Source organism: Halorientalis litorea (assembly GCF_023028225.1).
Lineage (GTDB): Archaea > Halobacteriota > Halobacteria > Halobacteriales > Haloarculaceae > Halorientalis > Halorientalis litorea.
Window position 1 is genome coordinate 132847 of record NZ_CP095482.1, and the last position, 20846, is coordinate 153692.

Consider the following 20846-nt stretch of genomic DNA (forward strand, 5'->3'; position numbering starts at 1 on the left):
CCACGATTTACATGGCGAACGACGAGTTCTTCTCGGAGAAACTCCGCGTCCCGGAAGCCCTGACGTTCGACGACGTACTGCTACGGCCGAAGGAGAGTCACATCGAACCCGACGAGGCGAACACGGAGACACGCGTCTCCCGCAACGTCACGCTCACTGTCCCGGTTCTCTCGGCGGCGATGGACACGGTCACCGAGTCCGACATGGCCATCGCGATGGCCCGTCACGGTGGTCTCGGCGTCCTCCACCGCAACATGACGGAAGAGGAGATGGCGGCCGAAATCGAGCGTGTCAAACGCGCCGACGAACTCATCATCCGCGACGTGGTGACCGCCCGACCCGACCAGACTGTTCGGGAAGTCGACGAGATGATGGACCGCCGCGGCGTCAGCGGCGCGCCCGTCGTCGACGAGGACGACCGAGTACTCGGCATCATCTCCGCGACCGACGTGCGCCCCTATCTGGAAGTCGGCGAACGCGACGAGGTGCGCGAGGCCATGACCGACGAGGTCATCACGGCCCCCGAGGACGTGACGCCCCGCGAGGCACTCGAACTGATGTACGACCACAAAATCGAACGCGTCCCTGTCGTCGACGACGACGACCATCTCGTCGGGTTGGTCACGATGCAGGGCATCCTCCAGCGTCGCGAGTACGACAGCGCGGCCCGCGACGAGAACGGGCGACTCCGCGCCGGTGCGGCCGTCGGCCCCTTCGAGGAAGAGCGAGCCGTCACCGCGGACGAGGCCGGTGCCGACGTGTTGTTCATCGACTGCGCACACGCACACAACCGCAACGTCATCGAGAGCGCGCGCGCCATCGCCGGGAGCGTCGACGCGGACGTGGTCGTCGGCAACATCGGGACGCGCGAGGCCGCCGAGGAAATCGCCGACTTCGCGGACGGCATGAAGGTCGGTATCGGCCCGGGGTCCATCTGTACCACCCGCGTCGTCACGGGTGCCGGGATGCCCCAGATTACCGCCGTCTCGCAGGTCGCAGACGTGGCCCGGCAACACGATATCCCCGTCATCGCCGACGGCGGCATCCGCTACTCCGGCGACGCCATCAAGGCCATCGCCGCGGGTGCCGACGCCGTCATGCTCGGCTCGTACTTCGCCGGCACTGACGAAGCCCCCGGCCGCGTCGTCACGATGAACGGCAAGAAGTACAAACAGTACCGCGGCATGGGGAGCGTCGGCGCGATGAAATCCGGCGGCGGCGAGCGATACCTCAAGGACACTGACGACGAAGAAGAGGAGTTCGTCCCCGAAGGCGTCGAAGCGGCGACGCCGTACAAGGGCACGCTGGAGTCGGAACTCCACCAACTCGTCGGCGGAATGCAGAGCGGGATGGGCTACGTCGGAGCCGAAACCATCCCCGAATTCAAGGAGCGCGCGGAGTTCGTCCGCGTCTCCGGCGCGGGCCAACAGGAGAGCCACCCACACGACGTGGTCATCACCGACGAAGCACCCAACTACAGCCCCGACCAGTAATCAGTCGTTCGCGCGCGCCTTCTCGAAGCGACTCGCGGGCAATCTGAGTTCGTCCACACCGGGCAGGTGTTTGACGTTATAGACCACTTTCAGCTCGTCCGTCACCGGCGTGCTGGTACAGGACAGCCGAATGCCGCGTTCGAGCAAATCGTCCGGGAGGATGTGGTCCGTCGGCGTCGGCATCTCCCCCTCGATGACCGCCACCGCGCAGTTCGTACACGCGCCGCCACGGCAGGCGTACGGCCACGCGTAGCCACAGTCCTCGGCGGCTTCGAGCAGTGAGTCGCTGGGGTCGACGGAAAACTCGCCGTAATCAACCTCGTCGAGGCCCGCGGCCGCCGCCCGGTCGAACAGGTCCTCGTCGTCGAGATTCCACCCGTGGTCGTCGAGCACTTCGTAGTTGAGGTACTCGACGTGTGGCCGGTCGTCGGCCGTCTCGTCGGTGGCGGGCCGCTCTCTGTCCGGGGTCTGTCGGCGCGGTGACTCGTCGTCGGCGTCCACCGGTTCGTACCCCTCCCGAATCCGCTCGTACGCCTGTTTGACGGCTTGGAACTCCTCTTTCGACCCCCCATGGTCGGGATGAGCGTCTTTCACCTGTCGTCTGTACGCCCGAACGACCTCCCGCTCGTCCGCGTCCGGGTCGAGTCCGAGTACGTCGTAGGGCGACGACACGCCTGATAGTACGGCGAGACGGCTATAAATCCTCTTTTCTCGGCCCGATTTCACACGCCAGCGACTCGCGGAAAAACGGGCTGGACGGGATTTGAACCACGCGAAACGGTCGCTCACTTCGCTTACGCTGCGGCTTCCCTCGTTCAAATCCTGTGGCGTTTTCACTGTTCACTTCGTTCGCAGGAGAACGGGCCGGAAGGGATTTGAACCCTTGACCGACGGCTTAAGAGGCCGTCGCTCTGCCGGACTGAGCTACCGGCCCGCACTTCTGGATTTGGTTGACCCACTCAAATACGTTTCCTTTCGGTCGGTCACGTAACCCCTCGTCGCTCGGTGTCCACGACATCTCGGGAAATAGGCCAGTAGAACGAACCACAACGCATATCGTTAGTTGCCAATACTATCCGCTCGGTATGAAAGAATCACGACGACAGTTCCTGAAAACAAGTGCAGGGCTGGTCGGGACAGGTGCAGTGACGGCGATGGCGGGGTGCAGTCAGGTTCCAGTCATCGGGGGCGGTGGCAGTGGCGGGAACGACTTCTACCGGAACTGGATGTACGAGCCGGGGGAAGTCGTCGACGACAAGGAGCATTACCGGTTCAGGGCACTCCAGCCGTCGGCTATCGCGGAGAACGAGGACAGTTTCGACGACGACGGTTACGACGCCCTCGAATCGCAAGTCGAACGCCAATTCGAGGCCACTGATGTCGACTTCGAGGACATCGACCGGTACACCGCACTCGACAGTCGGCGAGTGACTATCGCTGAAGGGTCGTTCACCGCCGAGGACGTACAGGACGAACTCGAAGATGAAGAGTTCGAGGAGGAGACAGAGACTGACAGCGGCTACACTGTTTACCTGAACGGGAGTCGCGGGGTCGCATTCGGTGTCAGCGAGGGTATCATCGTCCGTGCAAGCAGCGCGCCGTCGGACGACGCGGACGGCGAGGGTGAAATAGAGAGTGGGCCCCGTCCGGACATGCCGGTCGCAGCGGACCTCCGGTCTATCGGGTACGGCGAAGTCGTTCGTGGCCGATTGGACGAGGGCGACCCGGAGAGCACCGACTACTACGGCAACTACGAGCCGGTGACGTTCTCGGGCGGCGCGGGTGACGAAATCGAGATCACGATGCGGTCCGAGGACGACCCGCGGCTGATGCTGGTCGACCCCGATGGAAGCGTCGTCGCCGAGAACGACGACGACTACGACGTGGAGGGGACGTACAACTCCCAGCTCACCCACACGCTCGATTCCTCCGGTGAGTACACCATCGTCGCAACGAGTTACAGCCGGTCGGCCACCTTCGAGTACACGCTCGAACTCCGCTTGCTGTACAGCCCCGTGGAGCTGGTCGACGCTGTCGAAACCGCCATCGGGACACAGTCCGACGAGACGGACCGCTACGACGACGAAGTCGACCCCGCCAGCACGCTGTTCGACGGCCTCGGCGGCGGCGACATCGTCCACGGGCGAACGCTGGAGGCAGCCGAGGACGACGCCCCTGAGGGGGGCCGGTTCGATCACATGGTGGGTCGCGGGACGGCAATCTCCATCGATGGCGACACCTCGGAACTCCGGACGGTCGTCGTCTACGAGGAGGCCGACGACTTCGACGAGGGCAACATCGAGGACTGGACCGAAGAGGGGTCACAGTTCGACGACGTGGACGACATCGACATCAGCCAAAACGAGAACACGGCGGTCATCACCGGGACCATCGACACGGACGACCTGAGCGGCTGACCGCCCGCGCTTTTCGACTCGGGAGCAAAGAAGTTGATATAAGTGTCGTGGGACACGAGTTTCACAGACATGAGCAGCGGCATCACGATGGCCTCCATGTCCACGTACGCCATTCTCGGTTGTGGCAGCGTGGGGCACGCCGTCGCCGAGGAACTCGAAGCTGAGGGGAAAGACGTACTCATTCTCGACAGCGACGAGGGGCGCGTCGAAGCCCTCCGAGACCAGGACCTCGACGCCCGGACTGCGGACATCCGGGAGGCCGAGACGGCCGGAGAAGTGGCCGACCGCGATGTCGTCCTGATCCTCTCCTCGGACGTCGACGCGAACCTCGAGGCCGTCGAACACATCCGAGACCGGGGTGACGAGCAGTTCATCGTCGCGCGCGCATCCGACCCCGTCTCGGCCGACGAACTCACCGAGGCCGGTGCCGACGTCGTCATCAACCCCTCTGCGGTCATCTCTAACTCCGCACTCCGCGCGCTGGAAACGGGCGAACTGGAGTACAAGGCGGCCCAACTCGCGGACGTCATCGACGACACGGACACCCGGATGGCGATTCTCATCCACCGGAGTCCCGACCCCGACTCCATCGCAAGTGCGGCAGCCCTGCGCCTCATCGCCGCGAGCCGTGACGTGGACGCCGACATCATCTATCAGGGTGAAATCGGCCACCAAGAGAACCGTGCGTTCGTCAACCTCCTCGGACTGGAACTCGTCTCCGCGGCCGAAGCCGACTTCTCCGAGTACGACACGTTCGCCATGGTCGACCACGCGAAGGGCGGCGAACCCGAAATCGACCGGGAAGTCGACGTCATCATCGACCACTACGAACCCGACACCGAACGCGACGCGCAGTTCATGGACGTGCGCCCGAACGTCTCGGCTACCTCGACCATCCTCACGAAGTACATCCAAGAACTCGACCTGAAACTCGACCAGAACGTGGCGACGGCACTACTCTACGGTATCCGTGCCGAGACGCTCGACTTCAAGCGGGACACGACGCCCGCGGACCTCACTGCCGCCGCGTATCTCTACCCCTTCGCGGACCACGACACGCTCGAACAAGTCGAGTCCCCCTCCATGTCGCCGGAGACGCTGGACGTGCTCGCGGAGGCCATCCGCAACCGCGAGGTGAAAGGGTCACACCTCATCTCGAATGCCGGGTTCATCCGCGACCGGGATGCCCTCTCGCAGGCCGCCCAGCACCTCCTGAATCTGGAGGGCATCACGACGACGGCGGTGTTCGCCATCGCGGACGACACCATCTACCTCGCCGCCCGCTCGAAGGACATCCGCATGGACATCGGCAACGTCCTCGAAGACGCCTTCGCCGACATGGGCGAGGCGGCAGGCCACTCGACCGACGCCAGTGCCGAGATACCGCTGGGTATCTTCACCGGTATCGAGACGGGCGGAGACAACCGCGACACACTGCTCGAACTGACCGAGCAGGCCGTCAAGACGAAACTGTTCGCGGCGATGGGCGTCGAAGGAAGCGAGAGCGGCGGCAGTAACGGGAGTTAAGAGAGGAACGGCGTCCTCAGGCCGCGACCTCTTCTTCCTCTTCTTCGGGTTCGTGCATGCGCTCGATGATGTCGCTGACAAGCACCACGTCACCCACGGCCTGTACCCAGTCGTACGGGACGATGACGCCGCGTGACCCGCGGGCGCGCTCGCCGAACAGGTCGTGGTTGACCTGGTGAATCGCCAGCCCCGTCACGGATACCTCGTCCAAGTCCAGTCGCACGTCCTCGACTTCGCCGACGAAGACGCCGTTACTCGAGTACACTTCCCGGCCCACGAGAGCCGTAATCTCCTGCGTTGGTCCGTCCATACACCAATCTCAGCGTCCGTGCTCATTAACTTTTGGCAGTCGTCTGACGGGCGTCTGTCGGCTCTGCGGGCACAATTCGCAACGACGGACCGGTGGAGATAGGACGATGCGTTCGTCACCCTTCACGAAGAGTGACATCGCGGATGCCTTCCCTCGCCGACGCGTACTATCTCGTCGAGACGGTGGTACTCGCCCCGGGTATCGCGAGTCACGAAGCCGCGCACCTGCTCGCCTGTCGTGTCCTCGGTATCGAGACGGCCGGCGTGGCGATGCCGGACCTGTTCGCGCCGGACGTGGCACTCTCCCACGAGCGTATCGAGTCGTTCCCGGCCGACGTCCTCGTCGCACTCGCACCGTTGCTGTGTAACTCCGTCCTCGCCCTCGCGGCGTTCACGCTCGCACCCGCCGTCGGAACGCCCGTCGTGGCGGTCCCCGCGTACTGGCTCGGGTGCTGTTTCGCGCTGACCGCGTTCCCGAGTGCCGGCGACACCGAGACGCTGTACGAGACTGCCCGAAACCTCCCCCGACTGCTCCGGCCGGTCGGCTACCTCGTCGCCGCCCCATTGCGAGTGTTCACGGTTCTCCCGGGGTCGGCGGGTGTTGCCGGGTTCTTCTGGCTGCTCGTCCTGTTCGCCCTCGGGCGAACGGTCGCGGCGTGACCTTACCGGGGCGAGAGCAACTCCACGGGATGGGGCGTGTCGCGTTCGTAGAGGACGCCGAGTTGCTCCTGACAGGAGGTGCCACTCGCGACCAGTCGCTCGCCGTCCACGTCACCGAGGTCGTCGCGGAGGTGGTCGCCGACGTCCACGCTGACCTCGTAGTACTCGCTCTTGTAGCCGAAACTACCCGCCATCCCGCAACACTCCACGTCGGAGGTGCGCACGTCGAATCCCGCGTCGTCGAGGACTTCCTCGGTGTACTCCGCGAGTCCGAGCGTCCGCTGTTGGCAGTGGCTGTGGTACGCCACCGACGCTCCGTCGCCCGCGGCCAACGCGTCGGCGTCGGCTCCGTTGTCCAGCAGGCCGTAGACGTACTCCAGTATCTCGTAACTGTGCTCGGCGAGTCGCTCGTGGGACTGCTCGGGGAGTAGGTGGCTGTAGTCCTCCCGGAACATCGCGGCGTCGCTCGGTTCGACGACAACCACGTCTCGGCCGCGGTCGATGTGGTCCACCAGACTGCCGTGCACTGCTCGGGCCTGCTCGCGGGCCGTCTCTATCATCCCTTGGGAGAGCGGTGCGCGTCCGCTCTCGGGCACCTCGGGAATGTGGACGCGCACGTCCAGTGCTTCGAGGACGCGAACCGCGGCCTTGCCGCGCTCGGGGTCGAAGTAGTCGGTATAGAGGTCCGGGTACAGCACCACGTCGCGTTCGGCGTCGGTCACTTGCGACCCGCGTGCCCCGTACCACTCCCGGAGCGTCTCGGTCGCCAGTTCCGGCAGGTCACGCCGCGAGTCCACGCCCGCGACGCGTTCGAGCAGCCACCCCCCGGGCCGGGACTGTGCGACGGCGTTGGCCAGTTCCGGCGCGAGGCTTCCGACCTTCGCGAACGTCTCGACGTTGCCGAAGAACCGCTTCTGCAGGTCGAGTCCGGCGGGTTCCTCGTCCGGGGTCAGCCCCTCAACGAGGAAGTCGAAGTCGTCGGCGTCACCGCTCCGGTTCACCCGGTCCCGGACGACGGTGTTGACCCACGGGATGTCTATCTTGACGGGACACTTCGGCACACAGCGCGAACAGCCGGTACAGAGGTCGTTCATCTCGCCCGCGCTGTCGAGGCTGTGAACACCGGCTTCCCACCCGGTGCCGATGCCGCCAGTGTAGGTGTCGCCACCGAAGGCGTGGCCGCCGACGGACTGGAAGTTCGCGCAGGTGTTCGAGCAGGCCCCACAGCGGATACAGTACAGCGTCTCGCGCAGGTCCTCGTCTTCACGCATCCCCATCCGGCCGTTGTCGAGCAAGACGAGGTGGAACTCCCTGTCGTCGGCGTCGCCGAACTCGTCCGCCTCGAAGTCCGGGACGGGCGTGTCGACGGGTGGCGTGAGCAGGGAGACGTAGGACGTGATGTCCTGTCCCGTGCCGGTCCGGGAGATGAGTTCGGTGAACGGTTGCAGGTCCGCGAGACTCGGGACGAGTTTCTCGACGCCTGTGACGGCGATGTGGGTGTCCGGTGTCACCGCCGTCTTCCGGGCGTTCCCCTCGTTGGTGACCAGCATCAGCGTCCCCGACTCCGCGACGACGAAGTTCGCGCCGGTCATGCCCACGTCGGCGTCGCGGATGTGCGCGCCGACGCGCTCGCGGGCGAACTCGGTGAGCTGGTGAGGGTCCCCGGTCAGTTCCTCGTCCAAGTCGAACTCGCGGTTGAACAACGCGGCGATGTCCTCGGGCGATTTGTGCATCGCGGGACCGATGAGGTGGGACGGGGCTTCGTCGGCGACTTGGATGACGAACTCCCCGAGGTCCGTCTCTCGGACCTCGTAGCCCGCGTCTTCGAGGTGGTCGTTGACCTCGATTTCCTCGGTGGTCATCGACTTCGACTTGACCAGTTTCTCGGCGTCCCGTGCGTCCATGATGGACTCGACGATACGGTTGGCGTCGGCCGCTGTCTGTGCGATGTGGACCTGCCCGCCGTTCGCCTCCACGGCTTCCTGCACAGTGTCGATCAACTCGGGGAGGTTCTCGATGGCTCGCTCTTTGATGCCACGGGCGGCCTCGCGGCACGCCTCGTAGTCCTCGAACTGGGTGATGGCGTAGTCCGAGAGTTGGTTGACGGTCCGAGTGTGTTCGCCGACCGCCTCGCCGTCGGTTTCCATCAGCCGCCGGAGTTCGGCGGCCTTCTCGCGGCGGGAACTCATCGGTCCTCCAGAATCACGACGTGTGTCTCGTGTGGGCCGTGGACGCCCTGCACGAGCGTGCCCATGTCCGCCGTCGCGCTCGCGCCGGTCGCCAGAATCTGCGTGTCACGGCCCGCCTCGAACTCCTCGCCGAGGCGGTCGTAGGCCTCGGGCATGCCCGCCACCACGTCGCTGGCCGCGACGACGGCGACGTGGGTCGGTGTGTAGAGCGAGACGAGTTCCTCGCCCGCGGAACCGGACGGAATCGTCACGGTGCCGTAGTCGGCGATGCCGACGCTGGCCGCCGTCACGCCCGTCGACGCGGCTTCGAGGTCACTGGGAGAGAACTCCGTTTCGACGCCAGTGTCGTCGAGCGTCACACCGTCGTACGGGAGTGGCGTCCCGAGAGCGGGGGCTTCGACGATGCCGGTAAGTGTCTCGGCGAACGCCGCCGCTGTCGTCGTGTGGGCTGTTGCGACACCAGCCAGCGAGGACTCGAACGTAGAAAGCAGGTCCGTACTCATGTATCTCTGTCCCACGGACCACGACCATATTTCTCTTTCCACGGCTGGCAACCGTCTGACGTTTCTGTCGGCTACGACTGGCTTCGAAAAAACGCCCTTAGCTCGCGTTTCAGTGGGGTGCGAGCCGTATTCAGTGCCTGAAAGTGCTAGGCCCTGTTTATATTGATAGGGTGTGTATCCGCCCGTATGGGAGCAGAAAGTGCTGACGTGTACATCCTCAGACCGGACGAGGACGCTAGCGAAGACGACGAACCGTGGGTCAATCCGCGACCGGCGAGCGATGTCGTCCGGCAGGAACTCGAGGAGCGCGTCGACATCGACGAAGACGACTTCGACGACCTCTCGGCGTACGTGGACCTCGACGACATCGCCGCCGTCGTCGACACGAACACCGACGAGGAGTCGGTCACCTTCGACGTGAACGACCACGAGGTGACGGTCCACGAGTCCGGAGCGGTCGCCGTCGACGAGTCGACAGACTGACTCAGGCGTCCGCGAGCGGCCCGCGACTCGCCGCCGCCGAGAGGTTGCTGTAACGCTCCCGGGCCGTCTCGGTGAGGTCGTACACGTCGTGGTACGGGTCGGGGTCACGACCCCGACCGCTCGCGAGTCCGACGACTGACGCGATTTTCTCGTAGTTGTCCCTGACGAGACCGCTCAGCGTCCCGGGCATCCCGGCGCGGTCGCTCAGTTCTCGGGCCGCCTCCCGGCCGGCGTAGACGGCGTCATCGGACGGGTCGACGAGGAACATGGCGAAGGGTTCGGCGTCGAACTGCGCATCGAGGAACGGCGGGACGCTGTCGTCGTACCACGAGATGGCGGCGATGTCGTCGAGTCGCTTCAGGGCCGTCGCCGCGACGGAACAGTACGGGCACTCACCGTCGTATATCAACACGGCGTCGAACTCGGGGCGGGACACATACAGACTAAGGTCTCAGCGGTAAAAACAGGCACGCCTCTTGACACGGCTCCGCTGCCAGCGCGCTCGTGCGCAGACCAGTCACACCACCGACGAGATTAATATACCACGGAGCGTATTCCGGTGTATGAGCGACGCAAGCGACGGAAACGACGTAGAGGAGATACGCGAGCAGAAAAAGGAGGAGCTGAAGCAGAAACTCGCGGACGACTCTACCGACGAGCCAGTTCACGTCGGGAGTGCCGACGAGTTCGCCCGAGAGACTGCCGAGGGTGTCGTTCTCGTCGACTTCCACGCCGACTGGTGTGGTCCGTGCCAGATGCTCGAACCGACCGTCGAGGCACTCGCCGCCGAGACGGACGCGACGGTACTGAAAGTGGATGTCGACCAACACCAGCAACTCGCCGGGCAGTACCAAGTGCAGGGCGTCCCGACGCTACTCCTGTTCGCGGACGGTGAACCAGTCGAACGCGTCGTCGGTGTCAAGGACAAGGACACGCTCGCGGGCCTCGTCGGCCAGTACACCTGAACGATAGGGACGGGTTGTCGGGGTATCGTGTCGGCTCGTTCAGTTCGCCGTATTCTCCCGCTCGCTCCCTGCGAGCATGTATCGGCTGTATCGACCCCACACAGCGGAGAGTGCGTTCGAGACGTTCAGCACCAGCACGAGCGCGACGAGTCCGGCGAGCGAGACAGCAACTGCGCCCGGGAGCGTGTCGACCTGCCACGACGTTATCTGGACGACTGTATCGATACCGACCGCCAGTTCGTTCCACGGAATCAACAGTGACGGCGTCAGCTGAACTGGTTCAGAAAGCTGAATCCCAACGGTTACGCCGGGTTCGTCGTAGTAGAGCGGCGTGGCGAGAAAGACGGCACACAGTATGAGCGGGACACCGAGGAGGACGAACACCAGCGTCCCGAAAGCGAACTTGCTGAGAAGATACACGAGCGACTTCCAGACCGTCAAGTCGGTCGCCAGACCGAGTATCCGGTCGCGCGGCGGCCCGTCGTAGAGATAGGGGTGAGACGGGGCCTCGATTTCCACGTCCAGAAACCGAGCGGTAACAGCGAGTTCGAAGCGGCCAGCGACAAGTGTTAGCAGGTGGGTTACAATCAGCAAAGGGATACCGACGGCGACGACGACCAAACCGGTACTGACCGAGTATGCAGTGACGAAGACGGTGAAGTACAGAAGCCCGAGCGGAAACGACAGAGCGATATACGCCAGATTTCCGTACGTCTGGAGCCGAAGTGGCGCGGTTACCACGGACCGGGCCGATGGAAATCTCGAGGCGACTCCCCGCGATTGCACGTCCGCCGTCATTTATCGTCTAGTTGCACGCGGCCGTGAAATAAAAACGCGGCCCAGCGTCTCAACCTCTGCAACAGTACCCACGGTGCCTTGTTCCCTCGACAGGGACGAGACGGTATGCAGTGTGCTACGAACTGGTCGGCTTTTTGTGACGCGCGGGGCAATGCAACGGCACGATGAGCGAGGGCGACGGCGAGGACGTACTGACGGTCCTCGACGACGACTACGCCAAGGAGATACTTGTCCAGACGTACGTCCAGCCTCGCTCAGCCCGTCGGCTCGCCGAGCACTGTGACGCCTCGCGGTCGACTATCTACCGACGCATCGAACGGCTACAGACACACGACCTGCTCGAAACGCGTCAAGAAATCGACCCCGATGGCCATCACCGTGAGGTGTACGCCACGAGCCTCCAGCGTGTCACGGTCGAGTTGACCGACGACGGGTACGACGTGACCATCGACCGTGCCCGGGAGGACGCGGCAAGTCGGTTCACGAGACTTTACGAGGAATTCACGGGGGAATCATGACCGGCAACGGCGTCCTCGCGGCCGGTAACGTCACCGCGACCGGTGGGTCGACTGCAGTCACGCTACTCGCCATCCTCCTGTTCGGCGTGTCGCTCGTACTCGCAGTCCTCGTGACCTACCACTTCGTGCAGGGGTACCGTCGAACCGGCCGTCGACCCATGCTCTGGCTCGCTGTGGGGCTGTTCTTGCTGACCGCCGCACCGATGTTCGTCAGGTTCGTGGCTGGCAACGCCGACGTGATGACGGGCGATGCACGACGGCTACTCGTCGCCCTGATCGAGTTGTGTGGCCTGCTGACCGTACTCTGCGTCGTGTATGACCCATGATAGAGACACTCGCAAACATCGCTTGGACGGTCAACGCCGTCGTCGGACTGTTCGTCACGGTTCTCGCCTTCAGAGGGTATCGGCAGAACGACAGCAGTGTCATGCTCGCGCTGGCTATCGCCATCGCAGCGATTACGGTCGTTCCGTTCGTCGTCAGAGAACTGCTCGCTCCGCTGTTCGCCCTGACTGACGCGCAGGCTATCGTAGGGCTCCTCCTCGCACACACGGTTGGGCTGGTTGCTATCTACCGGACGTTCCAGAACTAATACTTATATCTTGGGTCAGTGTTGTCGGGCTATGGACGCTGGATTCCGTTATACGTCTCTGTAGGCACCATATCGAATTGTAACGATGGCACGAACCGTCGCATCTGACAGACCGATTACGGACAGTCTCCGAGGCTTCTTCGGGGTTCCCTTCCGGGGACAGACCTACCGGAGCCTCGCGTACCTGCTGTTGGCGTTCCCGCTCGGCATCGCATACTTCGCCGCCGTCACTGCCGGCGTCGCTACCGGGTTCGGGTTGCTCGTCACACTCGTCGGCCTCCCAATCTTGGTGGTGACGCTGTACGGTGCGACGCTGATTGCTGGGTTCGAGGCAGCACTCGCTCGGCACCTGCTCGGGATCGACGCGCCAGCACCCGAGTCGCTCAGGTCTAACGAGGACAGTTCTGACGATACCACGCTCAGCGTGGACGCCCTCCTCGACTGGACGCGGCGGATGCTGACTGCCCCGACGACGTGGACAGCACTCGTCCTCGTCGGCGTGAAATTTACATTCGGCATCGCCGCGTTTACCGTCCTGACCGTCGCAGTGACGCTCTCACTGGTCCTCCTGGCCGCCCCGCTCGCTGTGGCCACTGACCTCCCGATTCAGACCTATACAGAGACGGACGGTTTCGTCATCGGCACGGTCAGTAACGGGGAACCGCTCTGGGTCGTGAACACGCTCCCGGAGGCTGCCGGTGTTGCTCTCGCCGGCGTGTTCGCGGCACTCGTCACGCTCCATCTCGTCAACGGACTCGCGAAGTTCGGTGGCATCTCGACGGCCGCGCTGCTCGACGTGAGCGGTACCGACCGAACGCCGGACTAATCACGACTGTGGTCGTCCAATTCCGACAGTGACGCGACCGTTTTCTTCACCACTACCCATAGCTTTATAATCTCGTCAACCAACTACTTCGTTGTGGTTTACGAGACCGGCAACACGACGATAGACGACGCCGTCGAGCGGTTGATGGCGGGCGAACGGCTCGACCGCCGCGACGGACTCGCGCTCGTTGCACAGCCGGTCGAGGAACTCGCCGTCGCCGCCGACTACGTGCGCTCGCAGTTCGGCGACGACACCGTGGACGCCTGTTCCATCGTGAACGCGAAGGCGGGCAACTGCGCCGAGGACTGTGGGTTCTGTGCGCAGTCGGTCCACTTCGACACCGGCATCGACACGTACGGGTTCCTCGACCCGGAAGAGATACTCGACGCCGCGAAACGGGCCGAGCGCGACGGTGCCCAGCGGTTCGGCATCGTCGTCGCCGAAAAAGGCGTCTCGAAAGAACAACGACCCGACGAGTGGGCAGACGTCATCCGCGCCATCCGCCTCGTCCGGGACGAGACAGACGTGGAAGTCGACGCTTCACTCGGTATTCTCACCGAGGAGGAGGCGAGCATTCTCGCCGACGAGGGTATCAATCACTACAATCACAACATCGAGACTTCGCCTCGGTTCTTCCCGGAAATCGTCGAGACCCACTCCTTCGAGGACCGGGTACGGACCCTCGAAGTCGCCAAGAACGCGGGGATGGACCTCTGTGCCGGCGTCATCCTCGGGATGGGCGAGACGCCGACGGACCGCGTGGACGCGGCCATCGCGCTCCAGGACATCGGCGTCTCATCGCTCCCGGTGAACATCTTGAACCCCGTCGCCGGGACAGACCTCGGGGACCGACTCGGCGAGTCGGCGGACATCTCCACCGAGGAGATAATTGGGACGATAGCGGTGTACCGCCTGCTCCACCCCGAGGCACGGGTGCGGCTGACGGGCGGGCGCGAGGTCAACCTCGACGCGGACGAACAACACCTGCCGTTCGAGGCGGGTGCCGACGGCATCCTGACCGGGGACTACCTCACCACGTCGGGCCAGGACCCCGGCGACGACATCGCGGCGATGGAGGAGGCCGGACTGGAGCCGAACATGGACGCGAACGAGTTCGACAAGGAGGCGGTCAAGGCCCGGGCCGAGGACGGCCCGACCGGCGACGGAACCGTCGAGACGGCGGCGGGGACCGCGACGAGCAACGCGGAACTGGACGACTAAACGAACGCTTTCGATACATGAACGACATCAACTTCGCGGTACTGGGAACCGGTGGCATCGGCAGACGGACGCTCGAAGTCTCACAGGACAAAGCGGCACTCACACCCGTCGCGGCGTGTGACCGCCACGGCGTCGCCGTCGACCACGGTGGCCTCGACGTGGACGAACTGCTCGCCGCGACGGAGGGCAACATCGCGAGCGACGGCGGCACCGCGACGGTCGACCCCGACGACGGCATCAAACAGACCGGCGAGGACGCGGGCGTCGCGGCCTCGGCACAGGCCGACCCGACGGACGCGCCCATCGAGGCGATTATCGAGGAGAGCGACCGTATCGACGCGGTACTGCTCGCACTCCCGAACTTCGAGCACGACTTCATCCCCGGCGTCGCCGACCGCTTCGCCGAGGCGGGCTACGAGGGCGTCCTCGTGGACGTACTCAAGCGGTCGCGTGTCATCGGGATGCTGGACGAGAAGACGGAACGGTTCGAGTCGGAAGGAATCACCTTCGTCTGCGGTGCGGGTGCGACCCCGGGATTCCTGACCGGGGCGGCCGCACTCGCCGCACAGTCGTTCGTCGACGTCGAGGAGGTCGAGATTCACTGGGGCGTCGGCCTCAAGTCGGGGTACGAGGACAACCGCGGCACCGTCCGTGAGGACATCGCCCACCTCCCGGGGTACGATATCGAGGACGCACGGGAGATGAGCGACGCCGAAATCGAGGCGGTCATCGACGACCACGACGGGGTCATCGAATTCGAGGACATGGAACACGCCGACGACGTGCTGTTGGAGCGGGCAGGTATCTGCGACGCCGAGGACGTGACCGTGGGCGGCGTTCTCGACGTAACCAGCGACGAGAAGCCGACGACGACCACCGTCCGCGTGACGGGCCGAACCTTCGACGGCGAGACGGGCACGAACACCTTCCAGTTGGACGACGCGACGAGCATGGAGGCGAACGTCAACGGCCCGGCACTGGGCTATCTCACGGCCGGCGTCCGCCGAAACCGCGCCGGAGAGTACGGCGTGTTCGGCCCCGCGGACCTGATGCCGGGCTTTTAGATGTCCGGCGAGGCCGACGGGGGAGCAGACACGCCCCGGGACCGGACCCCGGACCGCGGCTTCGACCCGGCCGGTCGGCTCGCGGCGCGAGCGCGTGACGACTTGCGGCGTGACCTCACACCCGTCGAACGCGTCGCAGCCCGGAGTCGGCTGGCCGAAGACCCGGGTAGCGATCCTATTACCTTCGACGGTGACGAGCGCGTCGTCTTCGCCGCGAACAACTACCTCGGGCTGGCGGGCGAAGAGCGCGTCCGGGCGGCCGCCGCCGAAGCGGCCAGCGACGTGGGCACCGGTGCGGGTGCGAGCCGTCTGATTACGGGCGATACGCCGGCCCACCGCGAACTGGAGCGGGAACTCGCCGACGCCAAGGGAACCGAGCGCGCGCTGGCGTTTTCCTCGGGGTACGCGACGAACGTCGGGACTATCACGGCACTCGACCCCGACGTGATTATCTCGGACGAGTTGAACCACGCGAGTATCGTCGACGCCTGCCGACTCACGGACGCGGAGACGTACGTCTACGACCACTGTGACCCCACAGACCTGCGGGCGACGATGCGAGAGCGGTCACGCGAGGCGACGGGCGAGGAGTCGTGGCTCGTCGTCACCGATTCGGTGTTCAGTATGGACGGCGACGTGGCCTCCCTCGCCGCAATCTGTGACGCCGTCGAGGAGTTCGGCGCGTGGTTGATGATCGACGAGGCACACGCCACGGGCCTCTACGCAGACGGCGGCGGTGTCGTCCAGCGTGAGGGCCTCGCCGACCGTGTCCACGTCCAGATGGGGACGCTCTCGAAGGCACTCGGGAGTCAGGGTGGCTACGTCGCGGGAAGTGCGACGCTGATAGAACACCTCCTCAACGCCGCACGCTCGTTCGTCTTCTCGACGGGACTCGCACCGCCGTCGGCCGCCGCGGCGCGGGCGGCACTTCGCGTCGCCCGCGAGGACGAGCGTCGCCGCGAGCAACTGTGGGAGAACGTCGCCCGTCTCCGCGACGGCCTCGAAGCCATCGGCTACGACGTGTGGGGCGAGACGCAGATTCTCCCCGTCGTCGTCGGAGACCGAGAGCGGACGATGGCACTCGGCGACACCCTCGACGACCACGGTATCGTCGCACCGGGTATCCGTCCGCCGACGGTTCCCGAGGGGACCAGCCGAATCCGCGTCGCTCCGATGGCGACACACACCGAGGAAGACATACAGCGGTGTCTCGACGCCTTCCGCGCCGCGGGTGAGGAGTTGGACCTCGTATGACCGACGACGGAGGTATTGCCGTTGTGGGAACCGGCACGGGTGTCGGCAAGACCGTCGTCACCGCAGGTCTCGTCGGCGTTCTCCGGGAGGACGGCGTCGACGCCCGCGCGGTGAAACCCTGTCAAACCGGCCACCCGCCCGACGACGACGCGGCGTTCGTCGCCACGGCCTGTGGGACGGAGGCGGCCGCGACCTGTCTGGCGCGGTTAGAACCGCCGCTTGCCCCGGCAGTCGCCGCCGAGCAGGCCGGTGCGGACCTCTCCTACCAGCGACTCCGCGACGGCTGTGAGCGCCAACTCGCCGCCGCCGAGACGGGTCTCGTGGAGGGCATCGGCGGTCTCCGGGTACCGCTCGCGGATGGCCACGAGGTTCTGGATTTGGTGGCCGACCTCGACGTGTCCGCGGTGGTCGTCGCGCGCTCGGGACTGGGGACGCTGAATCACACCACACTAACCGTCGACGCGCTCCGACGGCAGAACGTGCCCGTCCGCGGCATCGTCCTCAACAGGTACGGGGGGGCCTCGACCGCCGAGCGAACGAACCCGGCGGTACTGGAACGGATGACCGACCTGTCGGTCCATACGCTTCCCGAGACAGACCTCACCGACCCGTGTGCGGCCGTCGATGCCGTGGCGGACCACCTCCCACGGTCGCTGGTCCGTTGAGTGTCGTCACTACAGACCTGTTTCTGCACGGGAGAACGACGGGACACCGGCCGGTCTTCCAAAGGGGTACCGGGGGGTTGCCCCCGGCGTGTGACACTACGGAGCCGAATGGCTCCATCATCACTATGGGCCGAACCAAGATAAGTCTGTTCTGAGAGCCGTGTGGCTCACTCCGAGAGGGCGACGAGTGCGTCGAGGTCCGCGGCGTCCGCGAGCAACTCGCCCATCCGCGCGACGGAGTCGGCGTCCTGTGTCCGGCCGCCGCCGATGACGGACTCGACGCGGTCGATGGTGGTCCGGGTGTTGGCACCGAGGAGGAGGACCGGCTTCCCGGCGTCCTCGGCGCGGCCGATGACCGCACCCGTGGGACGGTGGCCGCCGCTCAGGACCAGACAGCGCACGCCGCTGGCTTCGAGGGCGGCAGTCTGGATATCCGGGCGGTCGCCACCGGTGACGACGGCGGCGTCGCGGGTCCGGCGGAATCCCGAGAGTGCCGCGTCCCGTCCCATCGCGCCGACGAGGAACCGCTCGACGAACCCGTCGGTGGGGGCGTCCGTCGTCAGCACCTCCGCGCCGAGTTCGGCGGCGAGTTCGCCGACGGTTACCCCGGCGAGTTCCCTGACCGTCGGGAGCGCGCCGAACACGGGCACCCCTCGTCCTTCGAGGAACGGAATCACGTCCTCGGTGAGTTGGTCGAAGTCAGCGTCCGCGACGCTGTTGAACAGGACGCCACCGAGGCGGTCACCGAAGGCGTCGGCGGCCGCGAGCACGTCGTCCACGTCCCGCGGGTCGTCGTACTCGCTCACCAAGAGGACCGAGGCGTCCAATACGTCGGCCACGTCCGGGTCGGTCAGGTCCACGATGCCACCCGTCGTGTACACGTCAGCACCCTCGACGACCACGAAGTCGTTGCCGTCGGCTATCGCGCCGTAACTCTCGACGACGCGGTCCCGCAGTGCGGTCGGGTCCTCGCGGCCGCGGATGGCGTCCTCCACGAACGTCGGCGAGTAGACGACCGGTTCCATCTCGTGGGTCTCGGTGTCGAGGTCGAGAACCTCACGCGCCAACAGCGGGTCGCGGTCGAGCGTCTTGCCGACTGCGCTCTGGAGCTGGGTGCCGCGTGGTTTCATGTAGCCGACCGACCGGCCGCGGTCGGCGGCGTGACGGGCCAGCGCGAGCGCGACGGCCGTCTTGCCTGTACTCTCGGTGGTCGAACTGACGAGTATCGGGTTCATAGCTCCTCCTTGTCGATGGTGAGTCGCACGTCCACTGCTCGAACGCCGTCGGGCGTCGCCACGAGCGGGTTGATGTCCAGTTCCAGTATCGCGGGAAAGTCCGTCACGAGTTGGGAGAGTCGCTGAATCGTCTCCACGATGGCGTCCTCGGCGACCGGTTCGCGGCCGCGTGCCCCCCGAAGGAGCGGCGCGGACTCGATGTCGTCGACCATCGACGCCGCCTCGCTCTCACTGACCGGCGCGACGCGGACGGTGGTGTCTTCGAGGACTTCGACGAAGATGCCGCCGAGTCCGAACAACACCAGCGGGCCGAACTGCGGGTCGCGGTTCGTCCCGACGATGGTCTCCGTAGCGTCGTCGAGGGGCAGTTGTTCCTGCACTTGGACGCCCAGCACCCTCGCGTCGGACTGGTAGTTGCGCGCCCGCGCAACGAGGTCCTCGTACGTATCGCGCACCGCCTCGGGCGTGACGCCGACTTCGACGCCGCCGATGTCGGACTTGTGCAGGATGTCGGGGCTGACGATTTTCATCACGACTTCACCCGCGTCGCCCGCGACCCGCTCGGCGGCTTCGCGTGCCGCATCGGGGCTGTCGACCACCTCGCCGTCGGGCGTCGGAATCCCGTACGCGTCCAGCAGGTCCATCGCTTCGACGCCGAGGCGGTTCGTGTTGCGGTCGGCCGCCGCCCGAAGTATCTCTCGGGCGCGTTCGCGGTCCACGTCGAACGTCGTGGGTGCCGCGTACTCGCATGCCTGTATCTCGCGGTACTCACGCAGGACGTCGAGGCTGTCGACGGCGCGAGCGGGGTCGAAGTACGTCGGGATGCCGGCCTCGCTCAGCATCGCCCGCGCGGCCCGCGTGGAGTCCCCGCCCATCAGCGACGCCGCGACGGGAAGACCGTGTTCATCCTGTAACTCGACCGTCGCGGCGGCCAACTCCTCGAAGGAGAGGGTCGCGGTCGGACAGGCCAGCACGACTGCCGCGCCGACGTTCGGGTCCCCGAGCGCGATGTCGATTGCCTCGGCGAACCGTTCCGTGTCGGCGTCGCCGATGACGTCGATGGGGTTGTAGATGTTCGCCCCGTCGGGGAGTGCCTCGCCGAGGGCGTCGAGCGTCCCGTCGGTGAACGACGCCATCGAGAGGGCCGTGTCGCCGATGGCGTCGGTGGTCATCACGCCCGGGCCGCCCGCGTTCGTGACGACGGCCACCGAGTCGTTCTCGGGGAGCGGTTGCCCGGAGAGGATGCCGGCGTAGTCGAACAACTCTTGGACGGTGTCGACACGGACGACGCCCGCCTGGTCGAACCCGGCCTCGTAGGCGCGTTCGCTCCCGGCCATCGTCCCCGTGTGGGAGGCGGCGGCCGAGGCTCCGGCCTCGGTGCGTCCGGACTTGACCAGCACGATAGGCGTGTCGTCGGTCACCTCGCGTGCGGCCTCGATGAACGACGGGCCGTCCGCGATACCTTCGAGGTAGCCCAGAATCACGTCCGTCTCCGGGTCGTCGCCCCACTCGGCGACGAAATCACTCTCGTCCAAGACGGCCTTGTTGCCCAGCGACACCACGTCACGGAAGCCGATGTCGCGGTCGTTGGCCCAGTCCAGCACCGCCGTGATGAACGCGCCGGACTGGCTCATGAAGGAAATCGGACCGGGTTGGGCACTCTCGGGGCCGAACGTGGCGTTCATCCCCACGGCCGTGCTCATCACGCCGAGGCTGTTCGGGCCGACGAGGTCGAGGTCGTACTCCTCGGCGACGGCCCGGAGTTCACGCTCGCGGGCCGCGCCCTCGCTGCCGGCCTCGCTGAACCCGGCGGTGATGACGACGACGGTGTCGATACCGGCCTCGCCACAGTCCGTCACGGCGTCGACGGCGATGTCGGCCGGGACGACGACGATGGCCACGTCCACCGTGCCGGGGACGGACTGCACGTCGTCGTAACAGTCCAATCCGAGGACCGTTCCGGCGTTCGGGTTGACGGGGACAACCGACCCCGAGAACTCGTCGCGGAGGTTGCTCGTAATAGCGTGACCGACGGACCCCGACCGGTCCGTGGCACCGATGACCGCAACGCGGTCGGGGGCAAACAGGGAAGCGAGCCGTCCCATCGTCCGATGGTTCGACGACCGC

The 20846-nt window shown here is 65.5% G+C and carries 22 protein-coding genes and 1 tRNA gene; 14 read left to right on the forward strand and 9 right to left on the reverse strand.

What is annotated here, in order from left to right; translation table 11 throughout:
* Nucleotides 1-11 precede the first annotated feature (11 nt).
* Nucleotides 12-1493, forward strand: coding sequence for an IMP dehydrogenase (gene guaB, locus MUG95_RS00740; RefSeq protein ID WP_247009160.1), 1482 nt, complete (start codon nt 12-14; stop codon nt 1491-1493).
* Here the strand turns inward: guaB and fer are convergent, their stop codons facing one another.
* On the reverse strand, nt 1494-2165 hold the full coding sequence (gene fer / locus MUG95_RS00745; RefSeq protein ID WP_247009161.1) for a ferredoxin Fer: 672 nt from the start codon (nt 2163-2165) through the stop codon (nt 1494-1496). It abuts the gene before it with no gap.
* Nucleotides 2166-2353: 188 nt separating this feature from the next.
* Nucleotides 2354-2427, reverse strand: a tRNA-Lys gene (locus tag MUG95_RS00750).
* 151 nt (nt 2428-2578) lie between these two features.
* Here MUG95_RS00750 and MUG95_RS00755 point away from each other — a divergent pair.
* On the forward strand, nt 2579-3910 hold the full coding sequence (locus MUG95_RS00755; RefSeq protein ID WP_247009162.1) for a twin-arginine translocation signal domain-containing protein: 1332 nt from the start codon (nt 2579-2581) through the stop codon (nt 3908-3910).
* A 69-nt stretch (nt 3911-3979) separates the two neighbouring features.
* Nucleotides 3980-5437: a DHH family phosphoesterase gene (locus tag MUG95_RS00760; RefSeq protein ID WP_247009163.1), complete on the forward strand. Its 1458-nt coding sequence runs from the start codon at nt 3980-3982 to the stop codon at nt 5435-5437.
* Nucleotides 5438-5453: 16 nt separating this feature from the next.
* Here MUG95_RS00760 and MUG95_RS00765 read toward each other — a convergent pair whose 3' ends face one another.
* Nucleotides 5454-5747 carry a PRC-barrel domain-containing protein gene (locus MUG95_RS00765; RefSeq protein ID WP_247009164.1) on the reverse strand — a complete coding sequence of 98 codons (294 nt, stop codon included), beginning with the start codon at nt 5745-5747 and terminating at the stop codon, nt 5454-5456.
* A gap of 143 nt (nt 5748-5890) precedes the next feature.
* On the opposite strand from MUG95_RS00765, the gene MUG95_RS00770 reads away from it, so the two are divergent.
* Nucleotides 5891-6406: a metalloprotease family protein gene (locus MUG95_RS00770; protein ID WP_247009165.1), complete on the forward strand. Its 516-nt coding sequence runs from the start codon at nt 5891-5893 to the stop codon at nt 6404-6406.
* A gap of 2 nt (nt 6407-6408) precedes the next feature.
* On the opposite strand, the gene MUG95_RS00775 is transcribed toward MUG95_RS00770, so the two are convergent.
* The gene (locus MUG95_RS00775; RefSeq protein ID WP_247009166.1) at nt 6409-8595 is read right to left on the reverse strand and encodes an LUD domain-containing protein; all 2187 of its coding nucleotides are present in this window, start codon (nt 8593-8595) and stop codon (nt 6409-6411) included.
* Nucleotides 8592-9098, reverse strand: coding sequence for an LUD domain-containing protein (locus MUG95_RS00780; protein WP_247009167.1), 507 nt, complete (start codon nt 9096-9098; stop codon nt 8592-8594). Before MUG95_RS00780 ends, MUG95_RS00775 begins: the two co-directional genes overlap by 4 nt.
* Before the next feature lie 186 nt (nt 9099-9284).
* Between MUG95_RS00780 and MUG95_RS00785 the strand changes: the two genes are divergently transcribed.
* Nucleotides 9285-9581, forward strand: a complete 297-nt coding sequence (locus tag MUG95_RS00785; protein WP_247009168.1) for a HalOD1 output domain-containing protein — start codon at nt 9285-9287, stop codon at nt 9579-9581.
* A 1-nt stretch (nt 9582) separates the two neighbouring features.
* Here MUG95_RS00785 and MUG95_RS00790 read toward each other — a convergent pair whose 3' ends face one another.
* Nucleotides 9583-10017, reverse strand: coding sequence for a DCC1-like thiol-disulfide oxidoreductase family protein (locus MUG95_RS00790; protein ID WP_247009169.1), 435 nt, complete (start codon nt 10015-10017; stop codon nt 9583-9585).
* Nucleotides 10018-10144: 127 nt separating this feature from the next.
* Here MUG95_RS00790 and trxA point away from each other — a divergent pair, with 127 nt between their 5' ends.
* The gene (gene trxA, locus MUG95_RS00795; protein ID WP_247009170.1) at nt 10145-10546 is read left to right on the forward strand and encodes a thioredoxin; all 402 of its coding nucleotides are present in this window, start codon (nt 10145-10147) and stop codon (nt 10544-10546) included.
* 39 nt (nt 10547-10585) lie between these two features.
* Here trxA and MUG95_RS00800 read toward each other — a convergent pair whose 3' ends face one another.
* Entirely contained in the window at nt 10586-11344 is a 759-nt protein-coding gene (locus tag MUG95_RS00800; RefSeq protein ID WP_247009171.1) for a sensor domain-containing protein, read from the reverse strand.
* A 164-nt stretch (nt 11345-11508) separates the two neighbouring features.
* Between MUG95_RS00800 and MUG95_RS00805 the strand changes: the two genes are divergently transcribed.
* The 8 genes from MUG95_RS00805 (at nt 11509) to bioD (ending at nt 17484) form a co-directional block, all read left to right on the forward strand.
* On the forward strand, nt 11509-11862 hold the full coding sequence (locus MUG95_RS00805; RefSeq protein WP_247009172.1) for a winged helix-turn-helix domain-containing protein: 354 nt from the start codon (nt 11509-11511) through the stop codon (nt 11860-11862).
* Complete coding sequence (locus MUG95_RS00810; RefSeq protein ID WP_247009173.1) at nt 11859-12188, forward strand: DUF7521 family protein; 330 nt, start codon at nt 11859-11861, stop codon at nt 12186-12188. The genes MUG95_RS00805 and MUG95_RS00810 overlap by 4 nt, the downstream gene beginning before the upstream one ends.
* Nucleotides 12185-12454 (forward strand): DUF7521 family protein, encoded by a 270-nt coding sequence (locus tag MUG95_RS00815; RefSeq protein WP_247009174.1) that lies wholly within the window; start codon nt 12185-12187, stop codon nt 12452-12454. Before MUG95_RS00810 ends, MUG95_RS00815 begins: the two co-directional genes overlap by 4 nt.
* An 85-nt stretch (nt 12455-12539) precedes the next feature.
* Complete coding sequence (locus tag MUG95_RS00820; RefSeq protein ID WP_247009175.1) at nt 12540-13280, forward strand: sensor domain-containing protein; 741 nt, start codon at nt 12540-12542, stop codon at nt 13278-13280.
* A 93-nt stretch (nt 13281-13373) separates the two neighbouring features.
* On the forward strand, nt 13374-14501 hold the full coding sequence (gene bioB, locus MUG95_RS00825; protein ID WP_247009176.1) for a biotin synthase BioB: 1128 nt from the start codon (nt 13374-13376) through the stop codon (nt 14499-14501).
* A gap of 17 nt (nt 14502-14518) precedes the next feature.
* Complete coding sequence (gene bioU / locus MUG95_RS00830; protein WP_247009177.1) at nt 14519-15565, forward strand: (S)-8-amino-7-oxononanoate synthase BioU; 1047 nt, start codon at nt 14519-14521, stop codon at nt 15563-15565.
* On the forward strand, nt 15566-16819 hold the full coding sequence (locus MUG95_RS00835; RefSeq protein ID WP_247009178.1) for an aminotransferase class I/II-fold pyridoxal phosphate-dependent enzyme: 1254 nt from the start codon (nt 15566-15568) through the stop codon (nt 16817-16819).
* On the forward strand, nt 16816-17484 hold the full coding sequence (gene bioD / locus MUG95_RS00840; RefSeq protein ID WP_247009179.1) for a dethiobiotin synthase: 669 nt from the start codon (nt 16816-16818) through the stop codon (nt 17482-17484). The genes MUG95_RS00835 and bioD overlap by 4 nt, the downstream gene beginning before the upstream one ends.
* Nucleotides 17485-17651: 167 nt before the next feature.
* Here the strand turns inward: bioD and MUG95_RS00845 are convergent, their stop codons facing one another.
* Nucleotides 17652-18719, reverse strand: a complete 1068-nt coding sequence (locus MUG95_RS00845) for a phosphotransacetylase family protein (protein ID WP_247009180.1) — start codon at nt 18717-18719, stop codon at nt 17652-17654.
* Entirely contained in the window at nt 18716-20824 is a 2109-nt protein-coding gene (gene acs / locus MUG95_RS00850) for an acetate--CoA ligase alpha subunit (protein ID WP_247009181.1), read from the reverse strand. The genes MUG95_RS00845 and acs overlap by 4 nt, the downstream gene beginning before the upstream one ends.
* Nucleotides 20825-20846: the final 22 nt, after the last annotated feature.

What these genes read in the sequence shown, in the direction of transcription:
- bioU (WP_247009177.1), top strand. Translation starts at nt 14,519, where the DNA reads ATGAACGACATCAACTTCGCGGTACTGGGAACCGGTGGCATCGGCAGA.
- MUG95_RS00815 (WP_247009174.1), top strand. Translation starts at nt 12,185, where the DNA reads ATGATAGAGACACTCGCAAACATCGCTTGGACGGTCAACGCCGTCGTC.
- MUG95_RS00810 (WP_247009173.1), top strand. Translation starts at nt 11,859, where the DNA reads ATGACCGGCAACGGCGTCCTCGCGGCCGGTAACGTCACCGCGACCGGT.
- MUG95_RS00820 (WP_247009175.1), top strand. Translation starts at nt 12,540, where the DNA reads ATGGCACGAACCGTCGCATCTGACAGACCGATTACGGACAGTCTCCGA.
- MUG95_RS00765 (WP_247009164.1), bottom strand. Translation starts at nt 5,747, where the DNA reads ATGGACGGACCAACGCAGGAGATTACGGCTCTCGTGGGCCGGGAAGTG.
- bioD (WP_247009179.1), top strand. Translation starts at nt 16,816, where the DNA reads ATGACCGACGACGGAGGTATTGCCGTTGTGGGAACCGGCACGGGTGTC.
- acs (WP_247009181.1), bottom strand. Translation starts at nt 20,824, where the DNA reads ATGGGACGGCTCGCTTCCCTGTTTGCCCCCGACCGCGTTGCGGTCATC.
- MUG95_RS00845 (WP_247009180.1), bottom strand. Translation starts at nt 18,719, where the DNA reads ATGAACCCGATACTCGTCAGTTCGACCACCGAGAGTACAGGCAAGACG.
- MUG95_RS00800 (WP_247009171.1), bottom strand. Translation starts at nt 11,344, where the DNA reads ATGACGGCGGACGTGCAATCGCGGGGAGTCGCCTCGAGATTTCCATCG.
- MUG95_RS00760 (WP_247009163.1), top strand. Translation starts at nt 3,980, where the DNA reads ATGAGCAGCGGCATCACGATGGCCTCCATGTCCACGTACGCCATTCTC.
- MUG95_RS00770 (WP_247009165.1), top strand. Translation starts at nt 5,891, where the DNA reads ATGCCTTCCCTCGCCGACGCGTACTATCTCGTCGAGACGGTGGTACTC.
- MUG95_RS00755 (WP_247009162.1), top strand. Translation starts at nt 2,579, where the DNA reads ATGAAAGAATCACGACGACAGTTCCTGAAAACAAGTGCAGGGCTGGTC.
- MUG95_RS00785 (WP_247009168.1), top strand. Translation starts at nt 9,285, where the DNA reads ATGGGAGCAGAAAGTGCTGACGTGTACATCCTCAGACCGGACGAGGAC.
- MUG95_RS00780 (WP_247009167.1), bottom strand. Translation starts at nt 9,098, where the DNA reads ATGAGTACGGACCTGCTTTCTACGTTCGAGTCCTCGCTGGCTGGTGTC.
- MUG95_RS00805 (WP_247009172.1), top strand. Translation starts at nt 11,509, where the DNA reads ATGAGCGAGGGCGACGGCGAGGACGTACTGACGGTCCTCGACGACGAC.
- guaB (WP_247009160.1), top strand. Translation starts at nt 12, where the DNA reads ATGGCGAACGACGAGTTCTTCTCGGAGAAACTCCGCGTCCCGGAAGCC.
- MUG95_RS00775 (WP_247009166.1), bottom strand. Translation starts at nt 8,595, where the DNA reads ATGAGTTCCCGCCGCGAGAAGGCCGCCGAACTCCGGCGGCTGATGGAA.
- trxA (WP_247009170.1), top strand. Translation starts at nt 10,145, where the DNA reads ATGAGCGACGCAAGCGACGGAAACGACGTAGAGGAGATACGCGAGCAG.
- MUG95_RS00835 (WP_247009178.1), top strand. Translation starts at nt 15,566, where the DNA reads ATGTCCGGCGAGGCCGACGGGGGAGCAGACACGCCCCGGGACCGGACC.